This is a genomic window from Paenibacillus taichungensis, from assembly GCF_050994985.1.
GTDB classification, from domain to species: domain Bacteria; phylum Bacillota; class Bacilli; order Paenibacillales; family Paenibacillaceae; genus Paenibacillus; species Paenibacillus taichungensis.
Window position 1 is genome coordinate 5,897,295 of the sequence record NZ_CP194720.1, and the last position, 15,711, is coordinate 5,913,005.

Genomic DNA, 15,711 nt, shown 5'->3' on the forward strand with positions numbered 1-15,711 from the left:
TATATCTATTCTTTGATCACTACAAGGTCCTCACCAAAGAGCTGGATGGCTTCATCAATCCAAGGCTGCTTGTTGCCTGAACTGCCGTCTTCATGCTCAGGTTCAAGCTTAAAGTCCTCCTTTGGCGTTTCAGTAGCTCCTTCCATCGCTCCAGTCCAATCTTTGAGCATCATCGTCACAAGACGTGCTGAACGTCCAAGCTGTTCAGACAGCACCCGTTCAATTACTTCGCGATTAGCCTGCTTCTCCGTAGTTTCACGGTGGATGTTGTTCTTAAACGCCACCAGAACATTGTCTTCCAGCAGCGATACCGGTTCACCATCCATAAACCAGGCGTGAACAGTTACTTTCTCTTCTTTGACGCGCTGCAGGATCTGCCCCCACTTCTTGCTAACCTCCGCAAACTCAGGCGATCCCTTACGTGCAACGTACTGATCAAGCTGTGCAGGCAGCTTCGCTGGCGAATTGCCTCTCGACACCGGAGCTCGTGTTGCCGGGCGTGAAGGAGCACTTGATGCAGCCTCCCCACCAGACAAACCGCCCTTAAGCGCGCGATCCAGCTTTTTCTCCAGTTCAGCAAGCTGTTGCTTCAGTCGGTTGATCTCCCCACCATCCGCTGGTGTGGTTACAGCAGGAGCCGCACCGACCGAACCCGCCATCTGACCTGATGACGCCCCTTGAGCAGGAATACTGCACAGTTTAAGAAGTGCTACTTCAAATAGCGTCTGCGGCTGTACCGCATATTTCATCTCACTCTGGTACCGATTAAGAGTATCAATCATCTGGAATAGCTGTTCCTTGGTGAATGATTCTGCCATATCACGGAAAGACTCGGGATTAAGCACCCGATCCGTCAGTTTATCTGCATCCGGCACCATCTTAATCATAAGCAAATCACGGAAATAATAAAGTAAATTTTCCATGCACTTGTCCGCACTCTTACCTTCATGCATGAACCCTTCGATCATTTGCAAAATATGACCTACATCGCCTTTGAGCAGAGAAGCAGCCAACTTTGCAAACTGTTCGGAAGGAATGCCTCCGGTCATATCCATAACCTTCTGATAGGTTACCTTTCCATCTGTAAAGGAAGAGATCTGATCCAGGACACTAAGTGCGTCCCTCATCCCTCCGTCAGACAAGCGGGCGATATACTGGAGCGCATCCTGATCGGCTTCCATGCCTTCCTGTTCACAAATCAGCGTAAGTCGTGCTGTCTGTTCTTCCAGGGACACCCGGCGAAAATCAAATCGCTGACAGCGAGAAATAATCGTTGCCGGAAGACGATGGGGTTCTGTTGTTGCCAAAATAAACATCACATGTGGCGGAGGCTCTTCCAATGTTTTGAGCAGCGCATTAAATGCCTCTGTCGTCAGCATGTGCACTTCGTCAATAATATACACTTTCTGCCGGACTTCAGTCGGGGCGTATTTCACCTTTTCCCGAAGATCGCGGATTTCTTCAACGCCACGGTTGGATGCGGCATCAATTTCCTGCACATCCATCACAGCGCCAGTCGTAATCCTGCGGCAAGCTTCACATTCGTTACAAGGCTCAGGCGCAGGCCCACGCTCGCAGTTTACAGCTTTGGCCAAAATCTTGGCGGCACTCGTCTTCCCTGTTCCTCTGGGCCCGCTAAACAAGTAGGCATGGGAAGTCCGCTGTTCACGAATCGCGTTCTGCAAGGTCTGAATAATATGCTGTTGTCCCACCATATCTTGAAACGACTGGGGACGCCAAGCCCGGTATAACGCGATATGCTCCATGATGCGTTACCTTCCTTCCACTTCGCATTCGAGTCCTTTGTCGTTCCCCCATTATACTATATTCCGGGGTGAATCCAAACTTTATCTGACTCATCATACGTGGTTTTTTTAGACATATCAAAAAGACCTCTGCATACATACAACTGCAAAGGTCTCTACATTTAAATGGTAAGCCGTGCACCTGCTATCGATATTTGCGATCCAAGCGGCACCCCTTAACAACAGCTCGGGCTAGGCGACCCTCCGGCACAAGAGTGATCTCACTTATGGCTGCTTCCTTCCGGACCTGACCAGGTTCATGAGTACTCATTGCGGAGGACCCAACCGTCAACACCACGTTAAGGGACCAAACCTCACATCGACAAAACCTCTAGCAGGAATTCAACCTCGCTGTAGCGGATTGCGAGTTACAGGGCACCGCTACCTCCCCATCTAGCACGGTAAGAAATAGTATAACTTAAGGTTGTCTAAATTGCAACCAGAGCGAAATGAGCAGCAATATAATCATATAAAAACATATAAAAACCCCTGCCGGAACGGCAGAGGTGATTTGGATGTAATAGTCAGACAATCCCCAAGGAATTGCTGAATTAGATTCCGTATTTTTTCTTGAAACGATCAACACGGCCGCCAGCATCGATAAACTTCTGTTTACCTGTGAAGAACGGGTGGCACGCGGAGCAAATCTCTACACGAAGTCCGTCTTTAACCGAACCAGTTTCAAAAGTATTCCCGCAAGCGCAAGATACTTGACCAATCGTGTATTTAGGATGAATTGCTGCTTTCATTACCTTTCACCTCTTTCCGCCCTGAGCCTCAAGCGGACCCAGAGTAAATGGCACAACATCGAAGATTATAACACGGCCTAATGCCGGTTGCAATCCATTATTGTCATGAGGTGATCAGACGTTTGGGACGTGCCATTCCAGCTGGGGGAACGTGCGTATAGGAGCCTATAACGACATCTGGCAGCTCTTCCTCAAAGATCTCAATCATTTGTTTCATACCCAAAATATCACCTTGAGCTGGAGGAATCAATTCCAGATAGCTCTCCGGGTCTATATTAAGGTTACGCATTTGAATAAGACGCAAATCGGTTCTGCGAGCAAACTCAATCATCGCTTCAATCTCTTCCTCACGATCCGTTACTCCCGGGAAGATCAAATAGTTAATTGATGTATACACACCCTGGGAAGCAGCGTATTTCATCGATTTTTCTACATTGGCCAGTGTATATCCGCGAGGTTTGTAGTATGCATTATAGTGGTCATCCAGTGCGCTGATTGTACTTACACGCATTAGATCAAGCCCTGCATCAACAATACCTCTCATGTGATCATTCAAACCGGCATTGGTATTAATATTGATATATCCCATGTCGGTAATAGAACGCACTTCACGGATAGCTTCAATAATCAATTTGGCCTGTGTGGAAGGCTCCCCTTCACAACCTTGGCCAAAGCTGATAATCGATTCCGGCGTTTTCAAGTGCTCCAGCATTACTTCAACGATTTCGTCCACACGTGGACGGAAATTCATCCGGGTCTGCGGGGAAACGAAGCCACTATCATCTGGTTGCTCGGAAATACATCCGAAACAGCCTGCGTTGCAGGAATAGGATACTGGAACTCCGCCTTCCCAACGATTCAGGAAGGTGTTGGATGAAGTCAGACATTCATATCCGAGCGCACAATTGGACAAATGGGTATAGAGACGATTTTCGGGATATTGCTTCGTTAAACGTTTAACACCCGCACGTACGTCATCCCGATCACAGTTCAGCGGATTCCATTGATCTGGATGATCCGACATCCGGGCAGTGACGTAAAACTGACCATCTTTCCACACAACAGCCGAGTAACCGAACAAAGGCAGTTTGTACTCTTTATCGGTTTTTACATACCCCGGCAGACACAACCGAGTGAATCCTTGTGGAAGCAAAGCCCCAACCGCCTGTGTATCACTAGGCATTGGCAGCATTTCGCCAGTCTCCGGGTCCATACCAATCGGACGTGTACTCGGCAGTCCAACCAGCGTTGCACCTTCCGGTAAAGGAATCAGCTCATCCTCCATAATTTCAACAATCATATCTCCACTGCGGGCAAGCCCGTACAGGGATGGGTGATCAAATACATTACCTTTTTCATCTGCGTATACTAAATACATGATGTTCTCCTCACATCTAATGGGTTAAAGCCAAACGACGAGTATATTGTTAATCCAGCAGCAACGCTGCAAAATTTGAGTTAAATCAAAGACGTAAATCTAGGTGGTTGTACCGGACGCCGCAGTCTGTCTTGGCGAGCGCCGAGTCGTAGTCGATCCGGAGTTGCTGGTCGGACTGCTGCCAGCTGTATCAAACGCCGCTAGGAACTCAGCATTCGTTTTGCTATTACGCAGCTTCTTCAAGAAACCTTCGACAAAGTCGTGGGAATCGTTCATGTTTTTACGAATCGCCCAGATTGTATCAAGTTCTTCCTTGCTCAGCAACACTTCTTCGCGACGTGTACCGGAACGACGAATGTCGATAGCTGGGAAAATACGACGCTCTGCCAGCTTACGATCCAGATGAAGCTCCATATTGCCCGTACCTTTAAACTCTTCATAAATGATATCATCCATACGTGATCCCGTATCAATCAATGCTGTAGCCAGGATCGTCAGGCTTCCACCCTCTTCTACATTCCGTGCAGAACCGAAGAAACGTTTCGGACGATGGAATGCTGCAGGGTCAATACCACCACTAAGTGTCCGTCCGGACGGTGGGATGACCAGGTTGTATGCACGAGCAAGACGCGTAATGCTATCCAGCAAAATAACAACATCTTTTTTCGCCTCAACCAGACGGAGCGCACGTTCCAGCACCAATTCCGCAACTTTGATATGGTTTTCTGGCAGCTCATCGAACGTAGAAGCCACAACTTCCCCTTTAACCGAACGCGACATATCCGTAACTTCTTCCGGACGTTCATCAATCAACAGGACAAATAGTTCAATTTCTGGGTTGTTGGTTGAGATGCTGTTGGCAATTTCTTTGAGGAGAAGTGTTTTACCCGCTTTGGGAGGTGCTACGATCAATCCGCGCTGTCCCAGTCCTACCGGGGCGAGCACATCCATAATGCGTGTGGACAAATGGTTGGGGGATGTTTCGAGAACCAGTTTCTTCTGCGGGTACAATGGGGTTAATGCCGGGAAGTGAAGTCTTTCCGCAGCTGCCGATGGATTCTCACCATTTACAGCGTTGACTTGCAGCAAACCGAAGTATCGCTCGTTTTCTTTAGGTGTTCTACACTTACCTGATACGAGGTCACCTGTTCTTAGGTCAAACTTGCGAATCTGTGAGGCTGAGATGTAGATGTCTTCCGTACTTGGCAGGTAATTGATCGGACGAAGGAATCCGTAACCTTCAGGTAGAATTTCGAGCACACCCTGCATGAACATCAATCCACTCTGTTCAGCTTGTGCACGTAATATAGCGAAGATCAATTCTTTCTTTTTTAAAGTGCCGTAGTAGGGAATTTGATATTTTTTGGCCAGTTTGTAAAGGTCCGTTAGTTTCATTTCTTCCAAATCGGAAATTTGTAGATCCATATAATAACCACCTATTCAATTAATAAGTCCGTGAAATGGATAGTTTCGCTTGATGTTCCGGCTATAAGAGCAGCATCGTTCTGCATTTCTCTTCTGTCCATTGTACGGAATGTAACCGTTATAATGCAAATACTTGTCTTTGAGTGTAAGTTTCCGGGCGGGATAGCCAACTTTCGGCAAGATCCGCTAGTGAGTGAACACGAATACGTGAGGCGTTCGATCCGGGCAGACCGGCTATGGAGCGCAGTTCAAACAAAACCGGGGTTCGGGGAAAAGGAAATGATGTTCTTAAAGCCATATGAAGTCTGACTCAAAAAAAGACCCTCCGGTAAAGGAAACAGGAACATTTCGTCTTATCCCGGAGAGACTGAGAACTCTATTAAAACAGGTTTACCCAATTACTGAAAGGATATGCAATTCTGTAAAAATAATCACTTGAATACCGTAAAACTGGTCATACAATACAGAATTAATCGGTTTCACGCCACACATCTGCACCTAGCAGACGCAGATTGGTTACTAGATGATCGTACCCACGATCGATAAACTCCACGCCTGTCACTTCGGTCACACCTTCACTGACGGTGAGACCTGCGATCACCAGGGCTGCACCTGCGCGAAGATCGGATGCTTTTACCTTGGCCGCATTCAATGCACTGCCTTCAATAATAGCTGAACGCCCTTCCACACGGATTTTTGCGCCCATGCGTACCAACTCAGGAACGTGCTTGAATCGATTGCTATATACAAAGTCGCTCAGGACACTCACACCCGTTGCCTGTGTCAACACACTGGTCATCGGGGACTGCAAATCCGTCGGAAAACCGGGATATACGAGTGCCTTAACGTCTACATGATTGTAGCTTGGTTTGCCAATGACACGAATACTTTCATCCAGTTCTTCAATGCCCACGCCCATCTCCAGTAACTTTGCCGTCAAAGCCTCCAGATGTTTGGGAATGACATTGTCAATCAGAACGTCGCCACGCGTCGCCGCCGCAGCGATCATATACGTACCTGCTTGTATACGGTCAGGAATGATGGAATGACGGCAACCCTTAAGCTCCGACACACCTTCAATACGGATCGTTTCGGTACCGGCACCTTTAATGCTGGCACCCATTGAGTTCAAAAGTGTTGCTACATCTATAATCTCAGGCTCTTTAGCCGCGTTTTCGATAATTGTAGAGCCTTTGGCACGAGTAGCCGCCAGCATGATGTTAATGGTTGCACCTACACTGCTTACATCAAGATAAATCTTTGCTCCGCGCAGCTCTTTGGCATGCAAATGAATGGAGCCATGTTCGTTCGTTACGGTTGCGCCAAGCGCTTCAAACCCTTTGATATGTTGATCAATCGGACGAGGCTCAAAGTTGCAGCCCCCGGGTAAACCAATGGTTGCTTCTTTAAAACGCCCAAGCAGTGCCCCCATCATATAATACGAAGCCCGAAGCTTCTTCACGGGACCATTCGGCATGGGAATGGATTTAATATCGGAAGGATCGATCTTCATCTGACTGCCTTCCCAGTGTACACGAGCTCCGAGTTCCTCCAAAATTTCTGCATAAACCGCCACGTCACTCAAAAGCGGCAGGTTGTCCAGCACGACTTCTGACTCGGCAAGCAATGCTGCAGGAATAAGCGCGATGGCGCTGTTCTTGGCGCCGCTTATAGTTACAGTTCCCTGTAACGGACGTCCGCCACTAATCATCAATTTTTCCATAAAGCTTAATGTCCCCCTACGTGTTTTGCAGCCGGTTAACGGCAATACGTGCTGTTGGCTTTCGATGTAGAAATAAGGCGTGAAAATGGAAAGACACCGGCTAGGCGGTGTTCTTTCCACTTACACTGTATGGAACTGGTAAAGAAAAATTACGCTTTGTTGTTGGAACCAAACTCGCGAATTTTACCTTTAACGGTTTCTTTGATTGCATCACGGCCTGGTACGATGAATGTACGTGGATCGTAAGCATCTGGTTTAGCTGCAAGCACTTCGCGAACCACTTTGGAGAACGAAATTTGGTTCTCAGTGTTCACGTTGATTTTGGAAGTTCCCAGAGAAATCGCTTTGTCGATATCATGTTTAGGGATACCTGTACCACCATGCAATACCAATGGAACGTTAACTGCATCGCGAACTTCTTCCATTTCTTTGAAGCCCAAGTTAGGCTCGCCATGGTAAGGACCATGTACGGAACCAAGAGCTGGAGCCAATGTGTCGATACCTGTTTCTTTAACGATACGTACACACTCGTTCAGGTCAGCGTACATGATACCACCGATAACGTCGTCTTCTTGTCCACCAACAGTACCTACTTCGGCTTCTACAGAAACGCCTTTAGCGTGTGCATATTCAACAACTTTTTTAGTCATTTCGATGTTTTCATCGATGGAGTGGTGGGAACCGTCGATCATTACGGATGTAAATCCAGCATCGATCGCTTCTTTACACTTATCAAAGCTGGAACCGTGATCCAGGTGAATAGCAACTGGAACAGTGATTTTCATGTCGTGAATGAGTCCTTCTACCATTTTAACTACTGTGTAGAAACCGCTCATGTGACGCGCTGCGCCTTCGGATACGCCCAAGATTACTGGGGATTTCTCTTCTTCAGCAGCAGCAAGAATCGCTTGAGTCCACTCAAGGTTATTGATGTTGTATTGACCAACTGCATATTTTCCTTCGAGTGCTTTGTTCAACATGTCTGTCATAGATACTAATGGCATGGTTTCAATCCTCCTAGGGGTGTTGGGTTGTGTCTATGGTTTTTAGCCGAAATCACATACGGGCTTATTATACCACATCCCATGTCAAATACTAAACAAGCATTTGCAAAAATGCTGTGCTTTGCAGCACAGTTTTCATAGACACAGCATGACGACGTCCCCATTTCCAATATTCCCCGGATGCTTGACCGAAATACCCTGCATACCCACCCGTTAACTCTCACAGCTTCACACGCAAAAAAATCCTGTATCTACAGGATTCAGCTGCACTTATTCGCGGTATCATTTCGAAGCTGCATATTGACTGCCACACGCATTTCATCGATATCAAACGGTTTCGTAAAGTGCATGAGCGCTCCAAGATCCGTAGCTTCTTTGATCATGTCCAGTTCACCATAGGCCGTCATCATGATGACTTTGATATCCGGATCAATTTCCTTAATATGTTTCAGAATTTCCAGGCCATCCATGCCAGGAATCTTCATATCAAGCAGCACAAGATCAGGTTTGTCATTATTTACTATCTCCAGGGCGATCTTCCCATTAGGCGCTTGGAACGTATTATATCCTTCGCTGCTGAACACTTCCATTAACAGGATTCGAATACCGTTTTGATCATCAACAATCAACACTTTTTTATTTTCCACTGAGTAACCTCCTAGAATTAGGAAAGCATGTACGTCTGAATCTGGATAACAATCCCATAGTCGTCATGATAAGTATTCTACCTTACCCATTGAAATCCTGCTTACATCCCAAAATGCCAAAAACCATTTTCGCTTAACTTTACCCACTAAAAAAGGATGCCCCCGGCACCCTTATCGGCTGCCAAGAACATCCATTTATTTATAACTTAATGATAATACTTATTTTCCAGCGCTCTCCAGAGAAGCTTTTACAAACTCACGGAACAACGGCTGCGGACGGTTCGGACGGGAAGTGAATTCCGGGTGGAATTGTACTGCCAAGAACCATGGGTGTCCTGGAAGCTCCACGATCTCAACCAGACGTCCATCCGGGGATGTACCCGAGATAACCAAACCGGCTTTTTCAATTGCTTCACGGTATTCATTGTTGAACTCGTACCGGTGACGGTGTCTCTCATAGACCAGTTCATCATCATAACAAGACATTGCCAGGGAACCTTCCTGAAGCTTACAAGGATACAGACCCAGACGCATTGTACCACCCAGGTTTTCAATATCTTTTTGTTCAGGCAACAGGTCGATTACCGGGAACTCTGTAGCTGGATTAATCTCGGAGCTGTTCGCTCCAGTCAAACCAACGATGGAACGTGCATACTCAATAACGGAAACCTGCATACCCAAGCAAATACCGAAGAACGGAATTTGTTTCTCACGGGCATAACGAATCGCCGATACTTTACCTTCAATACCCCGATCACCAAATCCGCCTGGTACGAGGATTCCGCCTACGCCGTTCAGCAGATCGCCCACATTCTCATCCGTGATATCTTCGGAATGAATCCAGCGGATCTTCACATCAGCATTGGATGCAAATCCTGCATGAGACAAGGATTCAACAACACTCAAATAAGCATCATGCAAAGCTACATATTTACCTACAATGGCAATCTCCACTGTATGCTTCAGCTTGTTGATACGGTCAACCAGCCCTTCCCACTCGCTCATATCCGGTGCAGGAGTAGTCAGCTTGAGGTGGTTTACCACGATCTCATCCAAACCTTCTTCACGCAGGTTCAAAGGCACTTGATACAATGTGTCTGCATCACGGCATTCCACCACGGCATTTTCATCAATGTCACAGAAGAGAGCGATTTTAGCTTTCATGTCTTTGGACAACTCATACTCTGTACGACATACAATGACGTTCGGTTGAATTCCGATACTGCGCAATTCCTTCACACTGTGCTGCGTTGGTTTAGTTTTCACTTCGCCGGCAGCCTTAATGTAAGGAATAAGTGTTACATGGATGTACATGACGTTGTCACGACCTACATCACTCTTGATTTGACGAATAGCTTCCAGGAACGGCAAGCTCTCGATGTCACCCACCGTACCGCCGATCTCCGTAATAACAACATCCGAACCCGCTTCACGTCCTGCGCGGAATACGCGCTCTTTGATCTCGTTCGTAATGTGTGGAATGACTTGTACCGTTCCGCCCAGATATTCCCCGCGCCGCTCTTTGCTGATGACGGAGGAGTATACTTTACCAGTCGTGACGTTGCTGTTTTTGGAGAGGTTGATGTCAATAAAACGTTCGTAGTGGCCAAGGTCAAGATCCGTTTCCGCGCCATCATCCGTTACAAAAACCTCACCATGCTGATAAGGACTCATTGTTCCCGGGTCGATATTGATGTATGGATCAAATTTTTGAATGGTTACCTTCAACCCTCTGTTTTTCAGCAATCTGCCCAGCGAGGCAGCCGTTATCCCTTTGCCCAGGGAGGACACAACTCCGCCCGTCACGAAAATATACTTTGTCACTATTATTACCCTCCTAATATAAGTACAGAAATTCAGGCGATATATGGTATTATCGTAACCCGTTTCCCAGGTAATCATCGTTAAAAAGAGCAATGGCAGAAATTCCCTGCATCTGCGAACTGCTCTTTCATGCGAAGACCGTGTGTAAACAACGTTGTTCTACAGCGTAGAATGGTGCAAACCTTCCGGAAGCCAACTACCGTGCCTGTCCCTAAATAGATATCATTGCATCGATCCATTTGGTGTTTTGGATATACAAAAATAGACCACGGATTGTTGGCCGGGAGCATGCGGAATTCAAATCATTTTGCAAAATTCTGCCTCTAAAAATACAAAAAAAGTACTCCCGCAGGACGGGGCACTTTTTATAAAAAACATAAATATTTTGTCGCTCATTCATAAGCCCATGCAATAGTTTACCCGTTACCCCGTCTGCTGTCAAGGCTGACTATGCGGGGAAAACGGGTAAACTATCGACATCAAAAATGACTGCTACTTATCGGAATCGTCGTCAAATTCACCCTCGTCTTCGGACTCTTCTTCATCGTCTTCATCGAGGTCTTCCTCTTCCAAATCGTCATCTTCAACTAGAACTTCTTCATCGCCATCTTCTTCGTCAAAGATGTCGTCTTCGTCATCATCATCGTCATCATCATCTTCGTCCTGATCATCGTCAGAATTATCAAAGTCTTCGTCGCTGTTATAGCTGTCTTCCTCTTCCCCGAAGTCCTCATCTTCCAGATCATCGTCTTCATCGTTGATGATGCGCGGACGCTTCGCACCCGTCATGGTATCTTCCGATCCAGCTACCGGATACCAGCGCTTCAAGCCCCACAGACTTGTACCGACGCAAGCAAAACGGCCATCGATATTAATCTCGGTATATAGCTGGGCGATAAACTCGTTGATTTCTTCATCAGTCATTCCGCGCTGTTTAGCTACCTCATTCATCAAATCACGGTAGTAATACGGCGTATTGGCCGCTTTCAGCACCATAAAGGCGAGGTCCACCAAAGGAATCTCTCTGACCTTTTCTTTATCAATTTTCAAATTGAGCGAGGTACTCACTGACAGACACTTCCTCTCACACAAAATTCACTTTATATCCCTACGAACTGGAACGTTACGTATAACATATCCATTAACAAACCTAAGTAAAACCTATTTAGCCTCAAAAAGCAAGTTTTTATGTATGGATGTCTCATAATTCCAAGAAGCAACTCCAAACGAGCAATGTACAGATCCGTAAGAGACATCTAACTCGCGGGCATATCGTCCTTTGTGCAAAAAAAGCATCATCATATAAAAAAGACGGAGTCCCCTCCGCCTTCTGACTGTATACCCTTGAAGGATCGCTCCTCACCAGGGTCCCCGCAAGAGCCCTCTAGCCCTCCATCCATCATATGTCCCTGCGCCCGTTTTGACACGAAGAGAATGTGTTTTTGTAAAAAAAGGGCAGGTTCCCCATGCGGCGGGATCAATGCATTCATAGAATACCTCAGCATGTTCATCCCGAAGGGGGCTGCCCATTATGGACTATACTGGTTTTCTACATCAATTGGTTGAAGGAATGCAACGTCCCGAACCAGAACAGGGGCGGCGGTACTTGATCCGGTTCGCCAAACCGAAGCAATATGAAGCCTGCCTCGTGGAACTGTCGCGGATGAGGAATGAATTTACGGATCTTGGTATGGTACGCTCCTCCCGGCTGGCGCGCTCCATTATCGCCCCGGTGCATGACCCAGAAGAATTATCTCGCTACAGCGATGAGATTACGGTAGAAGAAGATGTATCCATCTCACTGCATGCCACCGCGCTTCACAGTAAACCGAGCAGTGCTCAAGGCATACCTTGGGGCGTTAAACAGATTCATGCTCCCAAAGTATGGTCCGTATCCACAGGACATCGAATCAAAATCGGCGTGATCGACACAGGTGCCGATTATCAACACCCCGATCTTCGCTATTCGCTGGCACGCGGAATCAATCTGTTAAACCGCAGTCTGCTTCCTCATGATGATAACGGTCATGGCACTCATATTGCCGGAACCATTGCCGCTGCCAATAGTACGGCAGGTATGATTGGCGTAGCTCCTCGCTCCCTGATCTATCCGGTGAAGGCATTCGACCATAATGGTTCGGCTTTCGTGTCAGACATTGTGCTTGGCATCGATTGGTGTGTTCGCAATCGGGTCGATATTATCAATATGAGCTTTGGCATGAAAACGCGTAGCAAAGCATTGCTTGATGTCGTGAACCGTGCCTATCAGGCCGGGATTGTCATAGTTGCATCGTCAGGAAATGACGGCAAACGCCGCAGCATTGATTATCCGGCACGTTATCCGCAAACGATATCGGTTGGGGCAACTGACAAAAACCGGCGTATTGCCTCGTTCAGTAACCGAGGTGCATACGTCGATGTATATGCGCCAGGGGACAAAATTGTTTCATCCTGGGTGCACGGCAAGCACCATGAGATGAGCGGCACCTCCATGGCGACATCGCACGTCAGTGGCGCCATAGCGCTCTTGCTTGCAAAGCATCCCGGCCTGTCGCCAGCCGAGATCAAAACGCTCGTGAAGCGCGCAACCGTTCCGCTGCGCGCACGCAAGACCACCACCGCGAAGAGCAAAATACGCGGTGGCGAGATTGACGCCCTCAAGCTAATGCAGGAGGGCGGAGGGTAAAGTGCGCCACCTGCCGGGGGAGCCGTTCCGTGAAGCATCGCTAAGCGCAGCACTGCTGCGCGGTGTGATGCTTCACGGTGGTTGCCCACGGCGGCAGGCGGCGCTGTCTCTAGGTGCCTCGGGGCCGTATGAACTCGGCCGCGGGCACAGCAAAAAAGTCTCCATGTCCACGCTGCATTGCAAGCGTGGTGCATGGAGACTTTTTGTCAAAGCCACAGGGCGGTTGCACACCGCCAGGGCTTGAATTACATTTTGTCCGGTGCGGATACGCCCACCAGACGAAGCGCTGTTGCGATGACGGTGCGTACAGCACCGATCAGCGCCAGACGCGCCTGGGTTTGTCCCGCGTCTTCCGTAATGACGCGCTCTGCACGATAGTAACTGTGGAACAGGGATGCCAGTTCATATACATAACGAACAATACGATGCGGCGCATATCCCGTAGCGGCAGTCGCGATTTCTTCAGGCAGTTCACCCATTTTGCGAAGAAGGTCATATTCATGTTCCGTGGTCAGCTTCGAAAAGTCGATCTGTGACAATGGCAACAGTTCAATGCCTTGTTCTTCTGCCTGACGGTATACGCTACATACCCGAGCGTGAGCGTATTGTACATAGAATACAGGGTTTTCATTGGACGTCGAAATCGCAAGGTCCATGTCGAAGTCCAGATGAGAATCCATGCTGCGCATGGTAAAGAAGTAACGAATGGCGTCAATGCCTACTTCGTCCATCAGATCCTCCATCGTTACCGCCTTGCCGGTACGCTTGGACATTTTCACTTTCTCGCCGTTCTGGAACAAGCTCACCATCTGTGCAATCAGCACGACCAATTTCTCAGGATCGTTGCCCAGTGCTTGCATGGCCGCTTTCATCCGTGGAATGTAACCATGGTGGTCTGCTCCCCAGATGTTAATCATCGTGTCGTATCCACGCGCATATTTATCACGGTGATAAGCAATATCCGGCGTCAGGTACGTGTACGTTCCATCGTTCTTAATCAATACACGCTCTTTATCGTCACCATACTGCATCGTTTTCAACCAAGTTGCTCCGTCTTGCTCATAGATTTCATTACGATCACGCAATTCGTCAAGTACACGCAACACTTCTCCGTTATCATACAGTGAAGTTTCGCTGAACCAGATGTCGAAATTGACACGGAAGCGATTCAAGTCACGTTTGATCTTGTCCAGTTCTTTCTCCAAACCGAAGTCGCGGAAGTAAGCTGCACGGTCACCTGGATGCATGGACAGCAAAGAATCGCCTTTCTCAGCCACTAGCTCCTTGGCAAACCCTTTGATATCCTCCCCGTGATAACCGTCTTCCGGCATCTCTGCGTCTTGGCCCAGTTCTTGCAAATAGCGAGCTTCAATGGAACGAGACAGATTAAATACCTGATTACCCGCGTCATTAATGTAGTATTCACGTGTTACATCATATCCGGCATAGTCGAGGATGTTGCAAAGCGCATCACCCACAGCCGCTCCACGCGCATGGCCCAGATGCAGACTGCCTGTCGGGTTGGCACTGACAAACTCCATCTCGACCTTGCGCCCTTCACCAACATTGATTCTTCCATAATTTTCACCCTGCTCATGCACAAGCCCTAGCACAGGATAGAGATAACTCTTGTCCAACTTAAAGTTAATGAATCCCGGTCCAGCAATTTCCGCTTTCTCGATTCCAGCTTCAGCCAGGTTGAGATTGGCAATAATCTCTTCTGCAATCTGGCGTGGATTGCGCTTGGCAATCTTGGTCAGTTGCATAGCGGCATTGGTCGCCAAATCGCCGTGTGTTTTCTCGCGTGGTACTTCAAGGGTGATGGTTGGTAGATCCTCCTGCGCAACAATGCCAGCAGTCACAATGGCATTGCCGATGGCTGTACTTACCCGTTCGTTAATCGTATCTAATGGATTACGTGTCATGAAATTGGTTCCTCCTGTATATGCAAACTAATCGCGAAATGTCCGGATTCTTCGTCAAAGCGGTAAAAGTCGTAGCTCCACGCTGCGCGTGCGCTCAATCCCTGAATGGAAAGTTCCAGCTCCTGTGTATGCGTAGACAAGGCAAACGACATATACGGCGAGCGGTAAAAACCAGGGAGCTTGCGGTTTAACTCAAATGTTTGCTCCGATTCCACCTCACCGTGACGTATAATCTTGATGGATTGTCCGCCTAGCTTCAATGTTGTTCGGGTAATTCCGCCCTCGGGGCCAGCCTGTGGCTCTTCATAACGAACATAGAGCACAGATCCCTTCAATACGGCTTCACCCTGCATTTCCTGCAGTACATCTTCACCTTCATAACGGCTGTGCAGCCGGATCTGAACCGGTCGCATGTTCGACATGAATGTTAACCTCCATTATATTCGAGGCGACGCAAAATCAGGCACGGCCGGTGAGAACAGCCCTTCCTGTATTGTTGTGCCGCTATACGCGCTCATATTCCCGGATAGCTCGCTATCCTACAC

At 47.8% G+C, this 15,711-nt stretch carries 12 protein-coding genes and 1 other RNA gene; 1 reads left to right on the top strand and 12 read right to left on the bottom strand.

Annotated features, from left to right (window positions below):
* Window positions 1-5: 5 nt before the first annotated feature.
* The 10 genes from dnaX to rpoE all read right to left on the bottom strand — a co-directional run bounded on the left by dnaX (window position 6) and on the right by rpoE (window position 11,623).
* Window positions 6-1,766, bottom strand: a complete 1,761-nt coding sequence (dnaX, locus tag ACR1R9_RS26670) for a DNA polymerase III subunit gamma/tau (protein ID WP_433922299.1) — start codon at window positions 1,764-1,766, stop codon at window positions 6-8.
* A gap of 173 nt (window positions 1,767-1,939) precedes the next feature.
* An RNA gene (gene ffs, locus ACR1R9_RS26675) (signal recognition particle sRNA large type) lies at window positions 1,940-2,207 on the bottom strand.
* Window positions 2,208-2,356: 149 nt separating this feature from the next.
* On the bottom strand, window positions 2,357-2,554 hold the full coding sequence (rpmE, locus tag ACR1R9_RS26680) for a 50S ribosomal protein L31 (RefSeq protein WP_024628775.1): 198 nt from the start codon (window positions 2,552-2,554) through the stop codon (window positions 2,357-2,359).
* 103 nt (window positions 2,555-2,657) lie between these two features.
* Window positions 2,658-3,932, bottom strand: a complete 1,275-nt coding sequence (locus ACR1R9_RS26685) for a radical SAM protein (protein WP_113055806.1) — start codon at window positions 3,930-3,932, stop codon at window positions 2,658-2,660.
* Window positions 3,933-4,031: 99 nt separating this feature from the next.
* Window positions 4,032-5,357, bottom strand: coding sequence for a transcription termination factor Rho (gene rho, locus ACR1R9_RS26690; RefSeq protein ID WP_076292185.1), 1,326 nt, complete (start codon window positions 5,355-5,357; stop codon window positions 4,032-4,034).
* Window positions 5,358-5,826: 469 nt separating this feature from the next.
* Window positions 5,827-7,080: a UDP-N-acetylglucosamine 1-carboxyvinyltransferase gene (locus ACR1R9_RS26695; protein ID WP_063567653.1), complete on the bottom strand. Its 1,254-nt coding sequence runs from the start codon at window positions 7,078-7,080 to the stop codon at window positions 5,827-5,829.
* Between the two features lie 149 nt (window positions 7,081-7,229).
* The gene (fba, locus tag ACR1R9_RS26700; protein ID WP_024628780.1) at window positions 7,230-8,084 is read right to left on the bottom strand and encodes a class II fructose-1,6-bisphosphate aldolase; all 855 of its coding nucleotides are present in this window, start codon (window positions 8,082-8,084) and stop codon (window positions 7,230-7,232) included.
* A 260-nt stretch (window positions 8,085-8,344) separates the two neighbouring features.
* Window positions 8,345-8,731 carry a response regulator gene (locus ACR1R9_RS26705; protein WP_024628781.1) on the bottom strand — a complete coding sequence of 129 codons (387 nt, stop codon included), beginning with the start codon at window positions 8,729-8,731 and terminating at the stop codon, window positions 8,345-8,347.
* Window positions 8,732-8,950: 219 nt separating this feature from the next.
* The gene (locus tag ACR1R9_RS26710) at window positions 8,951-10,555 is read right to left on the bottom strand and encodes a CTP synthase (RefSeq protein WP_076292186.1); all 1,605 of its coding nucleotides are present in this window, start codon (window positions 10,553-10,555) and stop codon (window positions 8,951-8,953) included.
* A 492-nt stretch (window positions 10,556-11,047) separates the two neighbouring features.
* Window positions 11,048-11,623, bottom strand: coding sequence for a DNA-directed RNA polymerase subunit delta (gene rpoE, locus ACR1R9_RS26715; protein WP_076292187.1), 576 nt, complete (start codon window positions 11,621-11,623; stop codon window positions 11,048-11,050).
* A 463-nt stretch (window positions 11,624-12,086) separates the two neighbouring features.
* Here rpoE and ACR1R9_RS26720 point away from each other — a divergent pair, with 463 nt between their 5' ends.
* Window positions 12,087-13,241, top strand: coding sequence for a S8 family peptidase (locus tag ACR1R9_RS26720; RefSeq protein ID WP_076292189.1), 1,155 nt, complete (start codon window positions 12,087-12,089; stop codon window positions 13,239-13,241).
* Between the two features lie 245 nt (window positions 13,242-13,486).
* Here the strand turns inward: ACR1R9_RS26720 and argS are convergent, their stop codons facing one another.
* Both argS and ACR1R9_RS26730 read right to left on the bottom strand, forming a co-directional pair.
* Complete coding sequence (gene argS, locus ACR1R9_RS26725) at window positions 13,487-15,166, bottom strand: arginine--tRNA ligase (protein WP_076292190.1); 1,680 nt, start codon at window positions 15,164-15,166, stop codon at window positions 13,487-13,489.
* Window positions 15,163-15,588 carry a DUF1934 domain-containing protein gene (locus tag ACR1R9_RS26730; RefSeq protein ID WP_063567645.1) on the bottom strand — a complete coding sequence of 142 codons (426 nt, stop codon included), beginning with the start codon at window positions 15,586-15,588 and terminating at the stop codon, window positions 15,163-15,165. The genes argS and ACR1R9_RS26730 overlap by 4 nt, the downstream gene beginning before the upstream one ends.
* Window positions 15,589-15,711 lie beyond the last annotated feature (123 nt).

Coding starts and splice junctions, on each gene's coding strand:
- ACR1R9_RS26730 (WP_063567645.1), bottom strand. CDS start 15,588: ATGTCGAACATGCGACCGGTTCAGATCCGGCTGCACAGCCGTTATGAA.
- argS (WP_076292190.1), bottom strand. CDS start 15,166: ATGACACGTAATCCATTAGATACGATTAACGAACGGGTAAGTACAGCC.
- fba (WP_024628780.1), bottom strand. CDS start 8,084: ATGCCATTAGTATCTATGACAGACATGTTGAACAAAGCACTCGAAGGA.
- rho (WP_076292185.1), bottom strand. CDS start 5,357: ATGGATCTACAAATTTCCGATTTGGAAGAAATGAAACTAACGGACCTT.
- dnaX (WP_433922299.1), bottom strand. CDS start 1,766: ATGGAGCATATCGCGTTATACCGGGCTTGGCGTCCCCAGTCGTTTCAA.
- ACR1R9_RS26685 (WP_113055806.1), bottom strand. CDS start 3,932: ATGTATTTAGTATACGCAGATGAAAAAGGTAATGTATTTGATCACCCA.
- rpmE (WP_024628775.1), bottom strand. CDS start 2,554: ATGAAAGCAGCAATTCATCCTAAATACACGATTGGTCAAGTATCTTGC.
- ACR1R9_RS26720 (WP_076292189.1), top strand. CDS start 12,087: ATGGACTATACTGGTTTTCTACATCAATTGGTTGAAGGAATGCAACGT.
- ACR1R9_RS26695 (WP_063567653.1), bottom strand. CDS start 7,080: ATGGAAAAATTGATGATTAGTGGCGGACGTCCGTTACAGGGAACTGTA.